The organism is Streptomyces sp. NPDC048290 (assembly GCF_040652095.1).
Lineage (GTDB): Bacteria > Actinomycetota > Actinomycetes > Streptomycetales > Streptomycetaceae > Streptomyces.
Window position 1 is genome coordinate 333,932 of record NZ_JBEZLM010000005.1, and the last position, 17,958, is coordinate 351,889.

Below are 17,958 nucleotides of genomic sequence, written 5' to 3' on the forward strand. Positions count from 1 at the left end.
CGCCCAGCACCCGGCACCTGTCGCCCGGCACCCGGCACCCGGCACCCGGCGCAGGTGAGCCCCGGCGGTGGTCCGGAGGGAGGGTCCGGGCCGCCGCCGGGGCCGTGCGGGACCGGCTCAGCGGTGTGAGGTGAACTCCACGACCTGCTGGTACGTGGGCCGGTTCTGCCAGCTGATGTTCGGGTGCTTGATCCCGCCGAGGGCGCGCTGGACGACGGAGTCGGCGCACCACTGGTCGCCCGCCGCGCACAGGGCGTCGCCGGGGTAGACCTGGGCGGGGGTCTTGGCGGCGGCCTGGACGAGGCTGGTGATCAGGGCGTCACGGCAGACGGGCAGGGAGCCGCCGCCGCAGTACCGGTCGCCGAGCGGGCCCCGAACGGTCTCGCCGAGGACCGCGCGGATGTCCTTGTCGACATAGCTCCACCAGCCGTACTGGAAGGCGCTTCCGGCGTGGGCGCCGGTCGGGCCGTGGGCGGCGGACGGGGACTCGTCGACGGGCAGGTTGGCGGTGATCGCGGTGTAGAGGCCGGTGCCGAGTCCGGGTTCGAACTGGGCCTTGACCAGCAGCGGCCACCAGGCGTCGAGCATCCGGATGGCGTCGGCGTGGGCGTAGGTCTTGGAGCCCGCCGCGGTCTCGGTGCGTTTCGCGCCCGCCGCGACCCACGCCTGGAGTTTGCCCACCGCCGCGGCGGCGGCCGGATCGGTCACCGGCGCGCTGGTCACCGCCCGCAGCAGATCCGGCAGGACCTGTTCCGCGCGCAGATCGGCGAGCCCGGCGTCGGCCATGGCCCGGACCAGCGCCGAGCGGGTCACCTTGCCCTGCTGGACCAGTTTCTTGACCCGGTCGTCCAGCAGATTGCCCCGGTGCACCGAGCCGGTGCCCCAGGGGGCGGCGGCGTAGTCCTTGGCCTGCTTGTTGTTCCAGGAGATGTAGTAGTCCTGGTCGACGGAGTTCGGGTGCTGGGCGGGCGGGGTGTAGTCGGCGGTGTTGGTGGCCGGGTCCCAGCCGCGCCATTCGTACGCGGGGCGCGCCCAGGCGGGGAACTCGGGGTCGACGCCGGGTGCGCGGACCGGGTTGTCGCCGCTGTTGTAGTAGGCGGTGTGCTGGGCGTCGGCGTAGAACCAGTTGAACGTGTAGTTGATGTGCCGCGTGGCCTCCTGGAAGGACTGCGGGCCGGTCACATAGGAGGGGTCGTTGAGCATCTGGAAGCCGACGATGGACTCGGCCTCGTTCAGGAACGAGGAGCGCAGAGTGGTGTAGGCGACCTTCTTCCCGCCGACGGTCGCGCGGTACTCGACGGGGCCGTACGCGGTCCGCCAGACGCGCATCGTGTAGGAACCGGCGGCGGTGCCGTCGGCGGTGGTGGGCTTCCAGGCGTTCTTCTGCTCGATCTTCTGCATGGGCGTGCACACGCCCCGGTGGAGGTAGTGGTAGTCGTCCTGGCACAGCTCGACGGCGTAGCTGTCGACGATGTCCTGGCCGGAGGTGGTGGCGCTCCAGGCGTAGTCCTGGCCGCGGCCGAGCTGGACGTACATGCCGAGCCCGGCGAAGGAGGCGCCTCGGGCGCTCAGACCGGGTCCCTGGATCTCCTGGAGCATCAGCAGTTGCGGCGCGAAGTAGCCGGTCTGCGGCCCGAACACGGCGACGGGATGGCCGCTCGCGGTGTGCTCGCCGCTGACCACCAGGGCGTTGGACATCCCGCGCCGGGCGGAGGTGACGGCCTGCGCGGCGGCGTCGGCGGAGGTGCCGGTGGCCGCCTGGCCGGCGGCGCTGCCGGTGCGGTCGTAGATCAGGGGTTCCTGTTTCACCGAGCCGGGGTCGGGCAGGGCGGCCCCCTGCGGGTTCGCGGGCTTGGTGCCGTACGGGAAGCTGCCGTCCTGGACGGTGAGGACGGCCTCGGGGTCGTTGCGCTCGCGGAACGACTCCCAGACCTCGGTGCCCTTCTGGACGCCGTAGCGCTGCTGGGCGGCCAGCAGGGACAGGGCGTTGTTGACCTCGCCGCCGCCGCCCGCGCCGAACAGGGCGCCGATCACGGAGGCGAGGGCGACCAGGTCGGTGGGCTTGAAGCGCTCTATGGTCCCGGCGTTGGTGATCGAGTCCTTGTGGCCGGTGAGGACGTACTCGCCGGGGAAGTAGCGTCCGCTGTCGGAGGCGGCGATGTACGCGTTGATGCCGTCGACGTACGCCTTGACGTCCTCCAGGGCCTGGCGGCCCCGCTCGCCGTTGGTGGTGGCGGCCCGGTCGATCTGGGCCTGGAGGTCGGCCTCGGTGTAGGGGGCGTTGCGCCAGAAGGTCTGCTCCAGGCCCTGGTTGTCGAGGGCGCCGCCCGCGAACGTGGTGAGCTGGCCGCGGCCGACGTGCCGGAACAGGTCCATCAGCCACAGCCGGTCCTGGGCGGCGGCGTATCCGGCGCCGAACTCGGTGCCGTAGCGGGTGGTGCCCGTGATGTGCGGCACACCCGACTTCTTGTCGCGGACGATGGTGACGTCGGTGCGTCCGGCGGGCCGGAGGGTGGAGGCGACCTGGTCGGCGGGGACGCCGAAGGAGGCGTCGTTGAAGAAGGTGTTGATCGTGGAATCGGTCAGGGACTGATAGCCGGTGGCGAGCTTCGCATAGGGCCCGAGCTGGTCCTCCGCGTGTTCGGGCTGGGTACCGAACGCCTGGTTGAGGAGGATCTGGGCGAGGGTGGCATTGCCGTTCTGGCCGGGCGGCAGGATGTCGGAGCACTGGTTGCCGCAGTGGTCCACGATCGCCGCCGCATCGGCCACCGTGGGGGTGGCGGCCGAGGCGGCTTGGGAAAGCGGAGACAAAAGCCCGGCCATCAGGACGCATACGGAAGCCGTCTTCAGGAACCCACGAGGAGTGTGGGGAGTTCTCACTCTGTCGAGCGCGGTGCGTGGGGTGCGCCGTGACATGGCAGCTCCTCCCGATGGGGATGGAGCCGGATGTTACCGGCGGTTAGTGCCCGGTTGAAAGATGAACATGCGTCAAGTTTTCGGTTCGCTCCCCCCGTCCGCCGGGGCCGCCGGAAAACCGGCGGGAGCCGGAAGGGAGCCGAATCGCTTGTCGATACGTCTATTCGGGGACGTCCGTACGACGACGCCGCAGTGACCGAAGTACAGGTGCAGATGTGACGGAGGTGCAGGGCGATGGCGGGTTTCCGGAGTCTGGCAAGACAGGTGCGCGATCCTCGGTGCGATCTGGCGCTGCGGCGCTACTCACTGCGCAAGTGCCTTGAGCGGTTCGCTCCCTACGGGCACAGGGCCACCTGGGACCACCTGTGCGCACGGGCCGGGTTCGACCCCGAGGACCGCTCCCCCGACCCGGTGCGGCTCGTGGCCGCGCTGGAGGAGCTGGAGGCGGCGCGGGCGGTCTGGCTGTCCTACGAGACGGAGTTCGCCGAGCGCCGCAGGAAGGAGAAGCACGACGGGCTGCGCCGACCCGGCAGCGTCGACGACTGGCACCGGCTGACCTGGGGCGGCTTCGGCGTCGCCTGGTGCGACGACCCCCGGCTGCACCCCGGCGAGCCCCTGGCGGAGGTGCTGCGCCGGCTGATCGCGGCCCTGGAGCGCGAGCCGGGCGCCGAGTGCCCGGTCTGCGACGGGGAGCGCCTCGTCTGGAAGTACGAACTCGACCATGAACCGTCCTCCGGACCGGTCTGCGCGGACTGCGGAATCCTGGTCCCGCGTCCGGTCCTGACCTCGGAGGCACTGGCCTACGCGCGGCGCGGCCCCCTGCTGATGTCCGCGTGACGCGTGGCACCGGGGGTGCGCCGGGGATGCCGCGCCCCCGGAGCGGCGGCGGTACGCCCGCCGCGCGGTCCCTGCTGGTCTGTCTCAACGGCACCCGGTCCGCCGCGGACGGCGCCGTCGTCCCGCTGACCCCGGACGCGCTGGCCGGGTCCGCCGCGGCGGCGGTGGCGGCCGGGGCGACCGGCGTCCAGGTCCATCCCAGGACACCGTGCGGCCGGGGCTCCCTGTCCCCGAGGGTGCTCGGGCCGGTGCTGGCGGCGGTCCGGGCGCGGGTGCGGGTGCCGGTCGGGGTGTGCGCGGGCGCCCGCGCGGAGCCGGGCCCGGCCGACCGGCTGGAGCGGGTGGCCTCCTGGACGGTCCTGCCGGACCACGCCTCGGTCGACTGGCACGAACCGGGCGCCGAGCGGCTCGCCGCCGCGCTGCTGGAGCGCGGGGTGGCGGTGGAGGCGGGCCTGTGGTCGGACACCGACGGGCCCGACCGCTTCGCCCGCTCGCCCCTGCGGCACCGGGTCCTGAGGGTGCTGGCCGAGGTCGGGAACCACGACCCGGCGACGGCGGCGGACTCGGCCCGCACACTGCTCGCCCGGATCGGCACGGCCCACGGCCGCCCGATCCTGCTGCACGGCACGGAGGGCGGCACCTGGCCGGTCCTCCACCTGGCGCGCTGGCTGGGCCTGGAAACCCGGATCGGCCTGGCGGATACGCTGACCCTGCCGGGCGGAGGCCGGGCGAGGTCCAACGCGGAGCTGGTGGAGGCGGCGGTCGGGGTGTCGGGGCGGGTGGCGGTGGGATGACGGGACGGTCGGGGTGGGGCCCGGGTGCGGTGCGGGGGGAGGCCCAGGTGCAGCGCGGGGTGAGGCCCGGGTGCGGCTCAGAGCGCGGCTCGTTGCGCGGTGATCCGGCGCGACGGGGCCGCCTCACGGAAACGGGGCTGCCTTGGGCTGCCTTACGAGGACCGGCCGCCCCCAGAGGCAGAAGCAAGACGCCCCGCCCGCGTGCTACGCCCCCCGTTCCACCAGCAGCCGCGACCCCGTCCGCCGTTGCCCGAACGCGTCGTCGGGGTTGGACAGCACACAGCTCTCCAAGGAGAGGCACCCGCAGCCGATGCAGTCGGTCAGATGGTCCCGCAACCGGTTCAGCTGCCGAATCCGCTCCTCCAGCTCCGAGCGCCACGCCTCGGACAGCCGCGCCCAGTCCTCCCGGGTGGGCGTCCGCTCCTCCGGCAGCTCCGCCAGCGCGTCCCGGATCGTGGCCAGCGGGATGCCGACCCGCTGCGCGGCCCGGACGAAGGCGACCCGGCGCAGCGCGTCCCGTGAGTAGCGCCGCTGGTTGCCCGTCGTCCGGCGACTGCTGATCAGGCCCTTGGCCTCGTAGAAGTGCAGCGCGGAGACGGCGGCGCCGCTGCGCGCCGACAACTGGCCGACGGTCAGCTCATGGATGTTCTCTGGAATCTGCGGCATCACCGCAACCCTACCCATCGGCGCCCGCCCCGCCCGCCCGTTGACATGCGTACCCCCCTCGACCATGCTAAGCAGTTGCTTAGGTCGATAATCGGGCCGGCGAGCAACCGGGCGATCGGGTGAACGAGCGGGAGGGCGAGGGACATGGCGGAGCCGAGGATCTTCACGGGCGTGGCCGAGCTGAAGGCGGCGGTGGGCGAGTCGCTGGGGCACACGGACTGGGTGGAGATCGACCAGAAGCGGATCGATCTCTTCGCCGAGGCGACCGGCGACCACCAGTGGATCCATGTCGACCCGGAGAAGGCGGCGACCGGTCCGTTCGGCACGACCATCGCGCACGGCTATCTCACGCTGTCGCTGCTGCCGCTGTTCGCGCCGCAGCTCATAGCCGTCGAGGGGGTGACCATGGGCGTCAACTACGGCACCAACAAGGTCCGCTTCCCGGCCCCCGTCCCGGTCGGCTCCCGGCTGCGCTCGACGGCGACGATCAGCGCGGTGGACGAGGTGCCGGGCGGCGTCCAGGTGGCGGTGGCGTTCACGGTCGAGCGCGAGGGCGGCGACAAGCCGGTGTGCGTGGCGGAGTCGGTGTCGCGGTACTACCTGTGACCGGGATGGCGCGGGCCCTCTGACCGGGCGTCGCGGGCACTCGCTCCGGCTGAGACCGGGCGCCGCAGGCACCCCCCTCCGGCCGAGACCGGGCGTCGCGGGCACTCCCCCCGACCGACCGGGCGCCGCAGGCACCCCCCTCCGGCCGAGACCGGGCGTCGCGGGCACTCCCTCCGGCTGAGCCCCGGCGTCGCGGGCACTCCCCCCGACCGACCGGGCGTCGCGGGCACCCCCTCCGACCGACCGGGCCCCGCGGAACTCCGTACCAGCCCCGCCGTACCCGGCAGCCCGCACCCGGACCCCTACCCCCGCCCCCCGGAACCCCCCGTGGAACCCCCCGCCCCCACCATCCTCAGCACCAGCGCCGCGTACATCGCGCCCACCTCGTCCGGCGTCCACGGTCCCCGCGTGCTGAACCAGCGGGCCACGTCGATGCAGAGCGACAGCGCGGCCAGGGTCGTGCCCTGGACGTCCAGGACGTCGAACTCGCCCGAGGCGATGCCGTCCTCGATGATCCCGCGGACCTCGGCGTCGCACTGCCGCCGCAGCGCGACGATCTCCGCGCGGGCGGCCGGCCCGAGCGAGTCCAGCTCGTACTGGACGACCCGTGCGGTGGTGCGGCGCCCGGCGTGCCAGCCGACGAAGGAGGCGACGGCGTCGGCCAGCCGCTCGCCCGCCGTGCCGTCGCCGCGCGCGGCGGTGCGCAGGATGTCCAGCGCCTTCTCATGGCCGATCCGGCTGATCCGGTGGAGCAGCTCTTCCTTGGTCTTGTAGTGGATGTAGAGCGCGGCCGGGCTCATCCCGGCGCGGCCGGCGATGTCCCGGGTGGTGGTGGCGTGGTAGCCGCGCTCGGCGAAGGCGTCCACCGCGGCGATCAGCAGCCGCCGCGCCGCGTCCGGGGTGACCTCGCCCCACGACTCGTTCTCGTCGCCGGACGTCTCCTCCGCCGTACTCATCGCCGTCTCGCCCCTCTCGCCGACCGGGGCACCACCATACAACCGAAGGTGAGCGAGCGCTTAGTGGGCGTGCGGGGGCGGGTCAGAGCTTCTCGAAGGGGTCGTGTTCGGCGAGGAGCTTCTCCAGCCGGGCCTGGTCGACCCGGCTGACGATCTGCCCGGCCTCCTGGCGGTCGCGGACCACCTTGGCCAGGGTGAAGGCGGAGGTGACGAGGTAGAGGACGGCGATGCCCAGGAAGGCCCGGACCCAGGGGTCGGCCTCCAACTGGAAGATGCCGACGGCGGTGGCGCCGAGGGCGAGGGCGAAGGACACGACGGCCTGGCCGTGGAAGGCGGCCGTGTTGTGCGGTGTGACGGGTGAGTCGCTCATGGGGACCAGGGTCGGGGAGAGTGGCGCGCGCCACATCCGTCGGCGTACTCAGCCGCGTACTCAGGTCGCGGGCACCGCGCGGCGGGCGGGTCAGAAGGCCGATACGCCGGTCAGCGCCCGGCCGATCAGCAGTTTCTGGATCTGGCTGGTGCCTTCGTAGAGGGTCATCACCCGGGCGTCCCGCAGCAGCTTGCCGACCGGGTACTCGTCGATGTAGCCGTAGCCGCCGAAGACCTGGACGGCGTTGTTGGCGGCGCGCACGGCGGCCTCGGAGGCGAACAGCTTGGCCTTGGCGGACGCCACGGCGAACGGCTCGCCCCGGTCGATGAGATCGGCGACCCGCCAGGTGAGCAGCCGGGCCGCGTCCACGTCGACCGCGATGTCGGTGATCAGCTCCTGGACCAGCTGGTGGTGGGCGATGGACTTGCCGAACTGAGTGCGCTCGCCCGCGTAGCGCACGGCGGCGTCCAGCGCGGCCTGGGCGATGCCGACACTCCCGGCGGCGACCGCCATCCGGCCCTTGGCCAGCGCCGACAGGGCGACCGAGAAGCCCTTGCCCGCCGGGCCGAGCAGCGCGTCGGCGGGCACCCGGACGTCCTCGAAGACGAGTTCGGCGGTGGCCTGGCCGCGCAGTCCCAGCTTGCCGCGCACCGCCCGGCGGGTCAGTCCGGGGCTGTCGGCCGGTACCAGGAAGGCGGAGACACCGTGGTGGCCGGGGGCGTCGGTGGAGCGGGCGAAGAGCAGCACCACATCGGCCCAGGTGCCGTTGGTGATGAACATCTTGGTGCCGCTGAGGCGGTAGGAGTCGCCGTCACGGACCGCGCGGGTGGTGAGGTTCCCGGCGTCGGAGCCGGTGCCGGGCTCGGTCAGCGCGAAGCAGCCGATCAGCTCACCGGCGGTCAATCCGGGCAGCCAGCGCCGCTTCTGCTCCTCGCTCCCCCAGGCCGCGACGGTCTTGGCGACCAGTCCGAGGGAGACCGAGACGATGCCGCGCACCGCCGAGTCGCCGCGTCCCAGCTCCTCGGTGACCAGGCAGTAGGTCAGATGGTCGCCGCCGGAGCCGCCGTACTCCTCGGGGACGGTGAGCCCGAGGAAGCCGAGGGCGCCGAGCTTGCCGACCAGCGCGCGGTCGACGCTCTCCGCGCGGTCCCAGTCGGCGGCGTACGGGGTGACCTCGCGGGCCACGAAGTCCCGGGCCAGCCCGCGTGCGGCGGTCTGTTCCCGGGTCGGCTCCAGATGCATACCGGCTCCCGCCTCAGCTGCGTTCCGGCTCCCGAGCGAGCCATTAAATTAGCACTGCTAGTTTTCTGTCTCCCGACCTACTATGTGCGCCATGGCCCGACCGCGCAAGCCCCTGCTGAGCACCGAACGGATCGTCACGGCCGCACGGGAACTGGTGGACGCGGAGGGGCTCGCCGCCGTCTCCACCCGTCGGCTCGCCGCCGAGCTAGGGGTGAGCGGGCCGTCGCTCTACAACCACTTCCGCACCAAGGACGAGATCCTGGAGGCGGTCGCCGACTCGGTCAGCGCCCAGGTCGACCTGTCGATGTTCGAGGACAGCCGCGGCTGGCGGACCGCGCTGCACGACTGGGCGCTCTCCTACCGGGAGGCGCTGCGCGACCACCCCCACATCGTGCCGGTGCTGGCCCAGGGCCCCGGCCGCCGCCCGGCCGCGCTGCGCCTCGCGGACGCCGTGTACGGGGCGATGGTCGAGGCCGGATGGCCACCCGCGCACGCCACGTCGGTGGGCGCGGTGATGCGGTACTTCGTCATGGGGGCCGCGCTGGGGTCGTTCGCCGGGGGGTTCGTGGGGGACGAGAGCGCCTACGACCCCGCCGACTATCCGCATCTGGGCCAGGCCCATCTCCTGGCGGAGCGCCAGGAGACGGTGGACGAGCGGGCGTTCGAGACCGGGCTCACGGCCCTGCTGGACGGACTGGCGGCGCGGTACGAGCGGGTCGCCGGGGAGCGGGCCGGGTAACCGGCCGACCGGTTCTGGACGGGCGGGTCGCCCCGTCGACCGGTTCCGTACGGGCCGGTCGCCGGGGGCAGGCCGAACAACCGGTCGACCGGTTCCTCACGGGCCGCTCGCCCCGTCGACTGGTTCCTCACGGGCCGCTCGCCCCGCCGACCGGTTCCGTACGGGCCGGTCGCCGGGGGCGGGTCGAACAACCGGTCGACCGGATCCGTACGAGCGGGCCGCCGGGGAGCGGGCCCGGTGACTCGGCGGTCAGAACGTGACCAGTGCCCGGCCGCCCCTCCCCCGCGCCATGTCCTCGAACGCCGCCGGGATGTCCTCGAGCCCGATCCGGGACGTCACCAGCGCGGACAGGTCGAGTCGGCCCGCGCGGACATGGGCGGCGAGGACCGGGAGGTCGGTCCGGGGGTCGCAGTTGCCGTAGACGCAGCCGGAGAGGGTGCGGCCCCAGTGGAACAGTTCCAGCGCGTGAAAGGTGACCCGCTGGTCCTTGCCCCCGATGCCGACCACCGTGGTGCGACCGCCGCGCCGGGTGGACTCCCAGGCGGTGCGGATGGTGACCGCGCGCCCCACGCACTCCACCGCCACGTCCACGCCCTCCGTGCCGGTGAGCGCCCGGATCTCGCGGGCCGTGGTGTCGGAGGCGAGCACATAGTCGGTGGCGCCCGCGGCACGCGCCAGTTCCTCCTTCGCCGGGGAGACATCCACCGCGACGATCCGGGACGCGCCCGCGATCCGCGCCGCCTGGAGCGCGGCCAGCCCCACCCCGCCCGCGCCGAACACGGCGACCGTCTCGCCGGGCGCCACCTTCGCCGCGTGGTGGACGGCGCCGTAGCCGGTCAGGACCGCGCAGCCGAGCAGCGCCGCGTCGGCGAGCGGGAGGTCCGCGGGCAGCGGCAGCACACAGGACCGCGGGACGACGGTCTCCTCGGCGAACGCGGCCACGTTCAGCCCAGGGTGCACATCGGTGCCGGAGACCGTGCGGGCGTGGACGTCCGCCGCCCCGTTCAGCGCGTTGGCGCACAGCCACACCTCGCCGCGCCCGCACGCCGGACAGGCTCCGCAGGACGGGGCCCAGTTGAGGACGACCCGGTCACCGGCGGCCAGGTCCGTGACGCCCTCGCCCACCGACACCACCGTGCCCGCGCCCTCATGGCCGAGGACCGCCGGGACGGGGACGCGCAGGGTGCCGTCGGACAGCGACAGATCGGAGTGGCACACCCCGGCGGCGGCCAGCCGCACCCGGACCCGGCCGGGGCCCGGCTCGGGCAGTTCGATCCCGGTGATCTCCAGCGGAGCACCGATGGCGGGCAGGACGGCGGCGCGTACGGTCATGAGGGGGCGTCTCCTGGAGGGCTGGGCTGCGCGGGTCAGAACTGGAGCGACTTGGTCTGGAGGTACTCCGCCAGGCCGTGCGCGCCGAGCTCCCGCCCCACGCCCGACCGCTTGTACCCGCCGAACGGGGCCCGCGGATTGAACCGGCCGCCGTTGATGTCGACCTGCCCGGTCTCCATCCGCCGGGCGAAGGCGACGGCCCGCGCCTCCTCGCCCGCCCACACCGCTCCGGCGAGCCCGTACACCGTGCCGTTGGCGATCCGCAGGGCGTCGGCCTCGTCCTCGTAGCGCAGCACCGACAGGACCGGGCCGAAGATCTCCTCCTGGGCGAGGGTCATGTCCGGGGTGACCTCGGCGAAGACGGTCGGGCTGAGGTAGAAGCCGGTCGGGCGCGGCGCCTCGGGGCCCCCGGTGACCAGCCGGGCGCCCTCGGCGACGCCCTGCCGGATGTAGCCGCGCACCCGGTCCCGCTGCCGGGCGCTGACCAGCGGGCCGATACGGTCGCCGTACTTGGCGGCGGCCGTGGCGGCGAGGGCGACAGCCTCGTCGTACTGGTCGCGGTGGACCAGCATCCGGGTCCAGGCGCTGCACGTCTGGCCGGAGTTGGCCATCACATTGGCGACCCCGACATTCACCGCGCGGGCCAGGTCGGCGCCGGGCAGGATCACGTTCGCGGACTTGCCGCCCAGCTCCAGGGCCACCTTCTTGACCGCCGCGCCCGCGATCGCCGCGACCGCCCGGCCCACGGCGGTGGAGCCGGTGAAGGTGACCAGATCGACGCCGGGATGCTCGACCAGGGCCTGTCCGGCGACCGGGCCGCGCCCGGTGACCAGGTTGAACACCCCGGCCGGTACGCCCGCTTCATGCACCGCTTCGGCGAACAGCCGGGCGGTGAGCGGGGTGTCCTCGGCGGGCTTGACGACCACCGTGCAGCCGGCCGCCAGCGCCGGGGCCACCTTGGCGACGATCTGGTGCAGCGGGTAGTTCCAGGGGGTGATCGCGCCGACCACCCCGACCGGCTCCAGATGGACGACGGAGTTCCCGACCTTCTCCTCGAAGGCGTACGTGGCGGCCAGTTCGGCGTACGAACCGGTCACCGCGACGGGCAGGGCGCTGTGCACCGCCTGCGAGAAGGCGAGCGGGGAGCCGAGTTCGGCGGTGATGGTCCGGGCGATCTCGTCCTGGCGGGCGGCGAGGACGTCCCGCAGCGCCGCGAGCCGGGCGGCGCGCTCGGCGGGCGGGGTCGCCGCCCAGCCCGGAAGCGCGGCGCGGGCGGCCCGGACGGCGGTGTCGACGTCCTGTGCGTCGCCCGCCGGGACCTGGGCGATCACCTGCTCGTCGACCGGGTTCACCACGTCGATCAGCCCGGGTCCGGCGGCCGGGCGCCAGGCGCCGTCGATGTACATCCCGTCCCGGAGCATCCCGTCCCGGAGCATCCCGTTCCGGTGCGTACCGTCCCGTGCCGTGCCCGTCATGCCCTGCCTCCGCCCAAGCCGCGCGACCCGGTGTCCCGCCCCGCCCCGCCCAAACTAGCGGCGATAGTTTTCCGGCGCCAGGTCCGGCGTTCCAGGGGGCTCCGGCCACACCGCTCAGAAGTCGACCCGTACCCGGTCGTCCACCCGCCCCACCGACTCCTGCCCGAACCGCTTCTCGTAGTCCCGCCGGATCTCCTCGATGGCCCGGTCGGCGGTGTCGGCGCCCGCGACCGGGTACAGCAGGAGCAGTTCGCAGGAGCGCTCCTTCTCGATGGTGCCGGTGGCGTCCCGCCACTGGCCGCGTCCGCTCCGCACGGTGAGCCCGGCGGGGAAGGACGGGGTGACCTCGCGGTCGACGAACGCCATGAACTGCCGGTCGGTGACCGCCGGTCCGCCGTCCGGCCGCGCGGTGCCGAAGTAGAGCCGGGTCTCGGCGTAGGGCTCACCGCGCACCGGGGCGGGAGAGGCGCCGGAGGCGGCCGAGGCGGCGGGGCGCTCCACCGCGTCGAGCGTGGCGTACGCGGCGGTCGGCACGGCGACCGCCAGCAGGGCGGCGGCGACGAGGGCGGTACGGGTGCGGGCGGTACGGGTGCGGGCGCGCGGCACGGGCCGCCGCAGGGTCGGCCGAAGGGACGGCCGAAGGGTCCGCTGATCGGCCTGGTGAGGTGTCTGCCGATCGGCCCGCCGAAGTGCCCGCCGAGATGTCCGCCGAACGCTTCGCTGAGATGCCATGCCCCTCCCCTACGGGACCGCCCACGCCGCTGTCCCGGCGCCGCGCCGGACCGCCGGGATGTCCGCCCCGAAGGGGGGAACAGAGGGAAGTCGGCGCTCAGGTACGGGAGTTGTGCGGGCGCGACGCGGACGCGTCCCGGCCCGGCGCGGCAGGCGCCACAGCCGCCGGGGACCGCAGCGCGACCCCCGCCGACAGCAGCAGCAGTCCGCCGAGCAGCACGAACGGCGCCGCCACCCCCGCGACCCCGGCGATCAGGCCCGCTCCGGCGGGCGCGGCGACCTGTCCGAGCCGGTTGCCGGTCAGCCGCAGGGCGAGGGCGGTGGAGCGGGCGCCCTCGGGCGCGGCCCGCACGACGGTCGTCATGGACAGCGGCTGGCCGACGCCGAGGCAGAAGCCGAGCGCGGCCAGCATCACGGCCAGCGCCCACACCGGCACCGGCAGCGCGATGCCCGCGCACAGCAGGGCGGCCAGCAGACAGGTGGAGGTGAGCAGCGGGGTGCGGCCCAGCCGCAGCAGCGGGGTGAGGACGAGGCGGCAGGCGATGGTGGCCGCCGCGCGCAGACTGAGCAGCAGTCCCACGACGGAGGGCGGGATGCCCCGGTGCTCGCCGACCACCGGCAGGTAGGCGGTGAGGACATCGGTCGCGGACAGCACGGAGAGGCTGATGAGGATGCCCGCGGGTACGCCCCGGGAGCCCAGGATGCGGCGCACCGGCACCCGGTCGCCGGTGCGGGCGCGCCCGGACAGCGCCGTACGGTCCTCGATGCGCCACAGGGAGGTGACCGCGACGGCCGCGCCCGCGCCCGCGACCACCAGGGCGAGGGCGCTGGTGCGGGCCATGTCGGGACCGCCGATCAGCGCGCCCGCGGCGATCGGGCCGACGAGCTGGCCGAGGGAGGCGCCGATGGTGAAGTGGCCGAAGTTGCGGTCCTGTTCGTGCGGCGCGGACTGGCGGGCGACCAGCGACTGGGCGCCGATCACGAAGGCGAGGTGGCCGAGGCCCATGACCCCGCTCCACACCGCCATCGTCCACAGCGACCCGGCGAGTCCGCTGAGCGCGCAGCCCGCCGCGATCAGGACGACCCCGGCGGGCAGCAGCGGGGCACACCGCCCATGGTCGGTACGGCGGCCCAGCGGGACGGCGGCGAACAGCGGGAGCAGGGCGTAGACCCCGGCGATGACCCCGACGGCCCGTTCGTCGGCGCCCAGCGCGAGGGCCCGGTAGGAGACGGCGGGCCGGGCCATCGACACCGCCGCCTGCGCGAAGCTGAAGGCGATGACGAGGCGGAGCAGCCAGCCGCGGTTCCTGCCGGGCCTCACGGCGGTGACCTCCTGGGGAGTTCGGGCGGGGAAGGGCTCCGGTCGGTCAGATGATGCCGAACAGGATCGCGGCGCCGAGCACCACCAGCGAGGTGAGCGCGGCCCACTTCACCACGAACCGGGTGTGGTCGCCGAACTCGACCTTGGCCATGCCGACGAGCACATACACGGCGGGGACCAGCGGGCTGGACATGTGCAGCGGCTGGCCGACGAGGGAGGCGCGGGCCATCTCGACGGGGCTGACGCCATGGGCGGCGCCCGCCTCGGCGAGGACCGGCAGGACACCGAAGTAGAAGCCGTCGTTGGACATGAAGTAGGTGAGCGGCAGGCTCAGCAGTCCGGCGACGATGCCCATGTGCGGGCCCATGCCGCTGGGGATGATGTCGACCAGCCACTTGGCCATGGAGTCGACCATGCCGGTGCCCTGGAGGACGCCGGTGAAGACGGCGGCGGCGAAGACCATCCCGGAGACGTTGAGGACGTTGTCGGCGTGGGCGGCGAGCCGGGCCTTCTGGTCGGGGATGCGGGGGAAGTTCACGGTGAGCGCGAGCGCGGCGCCGAGCAGGAACAGCACCGGGATGGGCAGCAGCTCCATGATCATGGCGGTCAGCAGGGCGCCGGTGAGCAGCACGTTGAACCAGAGGAGCTTGGGGCGCAGGGTGGGCCGGTTCGGGTCGAGGCCCTGGAAGTCGTCGTCGTCCTCGGCGTCGGCGTCCGTACCGCCGGTCGCGACCGTGCCGCCGCTCTTGCCGAGGCCGGTCGTGCCGCCGCTCTGACCGGCGCCGGTCTTGCCGGCGCCCACCGTGCCGCCGTCACCCGCGGAGCCGACCAGCACCGTCTCCTTGTCCTCGGCGCGCTCCTCCAGCACCTCGTCCAGCGTCAGCACCCCGAGCCGCTTGCGCTCGCGCAGACCGAGGAAGTACGAGAGGACGATCACGAAGACCAGTCCGACGGCGAGCGCCGGGATCATCGGGACGAAGATGTCGCTGGCGTCCAGCTTGAGCGCGGTCGCGGCCCGCGCGGTCGGGCCGCCCCAGGGCAGGGTGTTCATCACGCCGTTGGCGGTGGCGGCGACACCGGTCATCACGACCAGGCTCATCTTCAGCCGCTTGTACAGCGGGTACATCGCCGAGACGGTGATCATGAAGGTGGTGGAGCCGTCGCCGTCCAGGGAGACGATCGCGGCGAGCAGGGCCGTGCCGACGACGATCCGCAGGGGGTCGGCCTTGGCGAACTTCAGGATGGCCTTGACGACCGGGTCGAAGAGCCCGACGTCGATCATCAGCCCGAAGTAGACGATCGCGAACATCAGCATCGCCGCCGTGGGGGCGAGGCTGGAGACACCGTCGATGACGTAGTCGCCCAACTCGGCGCCCTTGCCGACGAACACACAGAAGAGCGCGGGGATCAGCACGAGCGCCGCGATGGGCGACATCTTCTTCAGCATGATCAGGACCAGGAAGGTCGCGATCATGGCGAAGCCGAGGATGGTCAGCATGGTTGTGGACACCTAACGTTCGCCCTTGAACTCCCACCAGAGCCGGCGGTGCGACGACGTTAGGTCCCGTCAAACAGCGTTAACAAGATGTTGACGTGCGAGCAATAAGCGCAAAACTCCAGGTCACAGCTTCGCTCAGGTCAGTGGTGGGGTGGCGGGGACGTCTGCGGTGCCCTCGGTGAGCGGGATGATCTCGACCGGTACCCCGTTGAGCACCGCGTTCCCGGAGAGCGGGTCGAGGAGGGTGCCGTCCAGGAGCTGGTTGACATTGCCGCCGGGGTTCTTGGCGGCGTGGCCGAGCCGGGTGCCGGGGCGGTCGTGCCCCCAGCCGTGCGGAAGGCTGACGACCCCGGGGCGTACGGCGTCGGTGATCTCGGCGGGCGCGGTCACCGCTCCCCCGGCGCCCTTGATCCGGACCGGCGCCCCGTCGCGCACCCCGTGCCGGGCGGCGTCCTCGGGGTGCAGTTGGACGGCCCAGCGGTTGGTGCCGCCGGTGAGGGCGGGGACGTTGTGCATCCAGCTGTTGTTGGAGCGCAGATGGCGGCGGCCGACCAGGACGAGCCCGGCGGGCGGTGCGGTGAGGGCGTGGCGCAGCCGGGGCAGGTCGGCGGCGATCGGCGCGGGCAGCAGCTCGATCCGGCCGCTGACGGTCCTCAGGGGTCCCGGCAGCCGGGACCTGAGCGGGCCGAGGTCGATGCCGTGCGGGTGGGCGAGGAGCCGCTCCAGGGTGAGTCCGCCGGGCCGGGCGCCGAAGCCGTCGCCGTAGGGGCCGAGGCGGAGCATCAGGTCGAGCCGCCGCTCGGGTCCGTTCTCGCCGGTGAGCCGGGCGGCCAGCGCGCGCGGGTCGCGGCCGTGGACGGGTCCGTGCTCCTGCCGTACTGCCTTGGTGAGGGTCTGGTCGATGGCGAGGTCGTCCACCGTGTCCGGGGCGGCGCCGTGCAGTCCGGCGGCGGCCAGCACCAGCCGGGCGTGGATCTCGGTCTCGGCCATCCGGCCGGGCTCCAGGGGGATCGCGGGGCGGGTGTAGCGGACCTGGTTGCGCACGGCGAGGGCGTTGAGGGCGAAGTCGTGGTGCGGGCTCTGCGCGGGCGGCGGCGGGGGCAGCACGACGTGCGCGTGCCGGGAGGTCTCGTTGAGGTAGGGGTCGACGCTCACCATGAAGTCCAGGGCGCCCAGCGCCTTGTCGAGGCGGTCGCCGTCGGGGGCGGAGAGCACCGGGTTGGCGGCGCTGACGATCAGCGCGCGTAGCGGCTCGCCGTGCTCGGTGGCGGTGTCGATCTCCTCGGCGAGCGCGGCGATCGGCAGTTCGCCCTTGGCTTCGGGGTGCCGGGCGACCCGGGAGTGCCAGCGGCCCAGCAGGAAGCCGTGGCCGGGGCCCGCCGGGCGGGGGGCGCGGTCGGTGGCGGCGAGCGGGAAGAGGGCGCCGCCGGGCCGGTCGAGGTTGCCGGTGAGGATGTTCAGCACATCGACCAGCCAGGAGGCGAGGGTGCCGTGCGGGACGGTGCAGGAGCCGATCCGGCCGTAGACGGCGGCGGTGGGCGCGGCGGCGAGTTCCCGGGCGAGGACCCGGACCGTCCCGGCGTCGATGTCGCAGACCGGCGCCACCGCCTCGGGGGTGAAGTCCCGTACGGCGTCCCGGACTTCGGGCACGCCCAGGACGTGCGGGGCGAGGTCCCCGAGGTCGGTGAGGTGCTCGGCGAACAGGACGTGGGCGACGGCGGCGAGCAGCAGCGCGTCGGTGCCGGGGCGGATCGCGAGATGGCGGTCGGCGAGCCGGGCGGTGCGGGTGCGGCGCGGGTCGATCACGGTGAGGGTGCCGCCGCGCGCCTTGAGGGCCTTGAGGCGGCCGGGGAAGTCGGGGGCGGTGCACAGACTGCCGTTGGACTCCATCGGGTTGGCGCCGAGCAGCAGCAGATGGTCCGTGTGGTCGAGGTCGGGGACGGGGATGGCGCCCGCGTCGCCGTAGAGCAGTCCACTGGAGACGTGCTTGGGCATCTGGTCGACGGTGGACGCGGTGAACAGGCTCCGGGTGCCGAGCGCGGCGAGCAGCAGCGACGGGTAGAGGGCCCCGGCGACGGTGTGCACATTGGGGTTGCCGAGGACGACCCCGACGGCGTCCGCGCCGTACCGCTCCACGACGGGGCGGATTCCGGCGGCCACCGTGTCGAACGCCTCCGCCCAGTCCGTCTCGCGCAGTTCCCCGTCCTTGCGGACCAGCGGGCGGCGCAGCCGGTCGGGGTCCTGGTCGACGGCGCCGAAGGCGGCGCCCTTGGGGCAGATGAACCCCTTGCTGAACACATCGTCGCGGTCGCCGCGGGCGCCGGTCACCCGGCCGTCCTCGACGGTCAGCGTCAGCCCGCAGGTGGCCTCGCACAGCGGACAGATACGCAGGGCGGTGCGGGACACGGGTCCTCCCGGGGCACGGCGGCGTGGCGCACGGACAGCCCGAGGATACCGACCGGTAGGCATGGAGG

At 73.6% G+C, this 17,958-nt stretch carries 15 protein-coding genes; 4 read left to right on the top strand and 11 right to left on the bottom strand.

What is annotated here, in order from left to right; all coding sequences use genetic code 11:
• Positions 1 to 117: 117 nt before the first annotated feature.
• A complete protein-coding gene (locus tag AB0D49_RS10945) occupies positions 118 to 2,916 on the bottom strand; it encodes a penicillin acylase family protein (RefSeq protein ID WP_362754268.1) in 2,799 nt (932 codons plus the stop codon).
• A 234-nt stretch (positions 2,917 to 3,150) separates the two neighbouring features.
• Here AB0D49_RS10945 and AB0D49_RS10950 point away from each other — a divergent pair, with 234 nt between their 5' ends.
• Positions 3,151 to 3,753 (top strand): hypothetical protein, encoded by a 603-nt coding sequence (locus AB0D49_RS10950; protein ID WP_362754271.1) that lies wholly within the window; start codon positions 3,151 to 3,153, stop codon positions 3,751 to 3,753.
• Positions 3,754 to 3,779: 26 nt separating this feature from the next.
• Positions 3,780 to 4,547, top strand: a complete 768-nt coding sequence (locus AB0D49_RS10955) for a 3-keto-5-aminohexanoate cleavage protein (protein ID WP_362754274.1) — start codon at positions 3,780 to 3,782, stop codon at positions 4,545 to 4,547.
• 204 nt (positions 4,548 to 4,751) lie between these two features.
• Here AB0D49_RS10955 and soxR read toward each other — a convergent pair whose 3' ends face one another.
• Positions 4,752 to 5,213: a redox-sensitive transcriptional activator SoxR gene (gene soxR / locus AB0D49_RS10960; protein ID WP_362754277.1), complete on the bottom strand. Its 462-nt coding sequence runs from the start codon at positions 5,211 to 5,213 to the stop codon at positions 4,752 to 4,754.
• Positions 5,214 to 5,357: 144 nt separating this feature from the next.
• On the opposite strand from soxR, the gene AB0D49_RS10965 reads away from it, so the two are divergent.
• The gene (locus AB0D49_RS10965) at positions 5,358 to 5,819 is read left to right on the top strand and encodes a MaoC family dehydratase (protein WP_362754280.1); all 462 of its coding nucleotides are present in this window, start codon (positions 5,358 to 5,360) and stop codon (positions 5,817 to 5,819) included.
• Positions 5,820 to 6,121: 302 nt separating this feature from the next.
• On the opposite strand, the gene AB0D49_RS10970 is transcribed toward AB0D49_RS10965, so the two are convergent.
• The 3 genes from AB0D49_RS10970 to AB0D49_RS10980 all read right to left on the bottom strand — a co-directional run bounded on the left by AB0D49_RS10970 (position 6,122) and on the right by AB0D49_RS10980 (position 8,387).
• Complete coding sequence (locus AB0D49_RS10970) at positions 6,122 to 6,775, bottom strand: TetR/AcrR family transcriptional regulator (protein WP_362754283.1); 654 nt, start codon at positions 6,773 to 6,775, stop codon at positions 6,122 to 6,124.
• An 82-nt stretch (positions 6,776 to 6,857) separates the two neighbouring features.
• Entirely contained in the window at positions 6,858 to 7,145 is a 288-nt protein-coding gene (locus AB0D49_RS10975; protein WP_362754286.1) for a YiaA/YiaB family inner membrane protein, read from the bottom strand.
• Positions 7,146 to 7,235: 90 nt separating this feature from the next.
• Positions 7,236 to 8,387: an acyl-CoA dehydrogenase family protein gene (locus AB0D49_RS10980; protein WP_362754289.1), complete on the bottom strand. Its 1,152-nt coding sequence runs from the start codon at positions 8,385 to 8,387 to the stop codon at positions 7,236 to 7,238.
• Positions 8,388 to 8,478: 91 nt separating this feature from the next.
• Here AB0D49_RS10980 and AB0D49_RS10985 point away from each other — a divergent pair, with 91 nt between their 5' ends.
• The gene (locus AB0D49_RS10985) at positions 8,479 to 9,126 is read left to right on the top strand and encodes a TetR/AcrR family transcriptional regulator (protein ID WP_362754292.1); all 648 of its coding nucleotides are present in this window, start codon (positions 8,479 to 8,481) and stop codon (positions 9,124 to 9,126) included.
• Positions 9,127 to 9,375: 249 nt separating this feature from the next.
• Here AB0D49_RS10985 and AB0D49_RS10990 read toward each other — a convergent pair whose 3' ends face one another.
• The 6 genes from AB0D49_RS10990 to AB0D49_RS11015 form a co-directional block, all read right to left on the bottom strand.
• Positions 9,376 to 10,458, bottom strand: a complete 1,083-nt coding sequence (locus tag AB0D49_RS10990; RefSeq protein WP_362754295.1) for a Zn-dependent alcohol dehydrogenase — start codon at positions 10,456 to 10,458, stop codon at positions 9,376 to 9,378.
• A 35-nt stretch (positions 10,459 to 10,493) separates the two neighbouring features.
• Positions 10,494 to 11,879 carry an aldehyde dehydrogenase family protein gene (locus tag AB0D49_RS10995; RefSeq protein WP_362754588.1) on the bottom strand — a complete coding sequence of 462 codons (1,386 nt, stop codon included), beginning with the start codon at positions 11,877 to 11,879 and terminating at the stop codon, positions 10,494 to 10,496.
• 168 nt (positions 11,880 to 12,047) lie between these two features.
• On the bottom strand, positions 12,048 to 12,539 hold the full coding sequence (locus AB0D49_RS11000) for a DUF3574 domain-containing protein (RefSeq protein ID WP_362754298.1): 492 nt from the start codon (positions 12,537 to 12,539) through the stop codon (positions 12,048 to 12,050).
• A gap of 223 nt (positions 12,540 to 12,762) precedes the next feature.
• Entirely contained in the window at positions 12,763 to 13,986 is a 1,224-nt protein-coding gene (locus tag AB0D49_RS11005; RefSeq protein WP_362754301.1) for an MFS transporter, read from the bottom strand.
• A gap of 46 nt (positions 13,987 to 14,032) precedes the next feature.
• A complete protein-coding gene (locus tag AB0D49_RS11010) occupies positions 14,033 to 15,484 on the bottom strand; it encodes a citrate:proton symporter (RefSeq protein ID WP_362754305.1) in 1,452 nt (483 codons plus the stop codon).
• Between the two features lie 135 nt (positions 15,485 to 15,619).
• Positions 15,620 to 17,890 (bottom strand): molybdopterin-dependent oxidoreductase, encoded by a 2,271-nt coding sequence (locus AB0D49_RS11015; RefSeq protein ID WP_362754308.1) that lies wholly within the window; start codon positions 17,888 to 17,890, stop codon positions 15,620 to 15,622.
• Positions 17,891 to 17,958 lie beyond the last annotated feature (68 nt).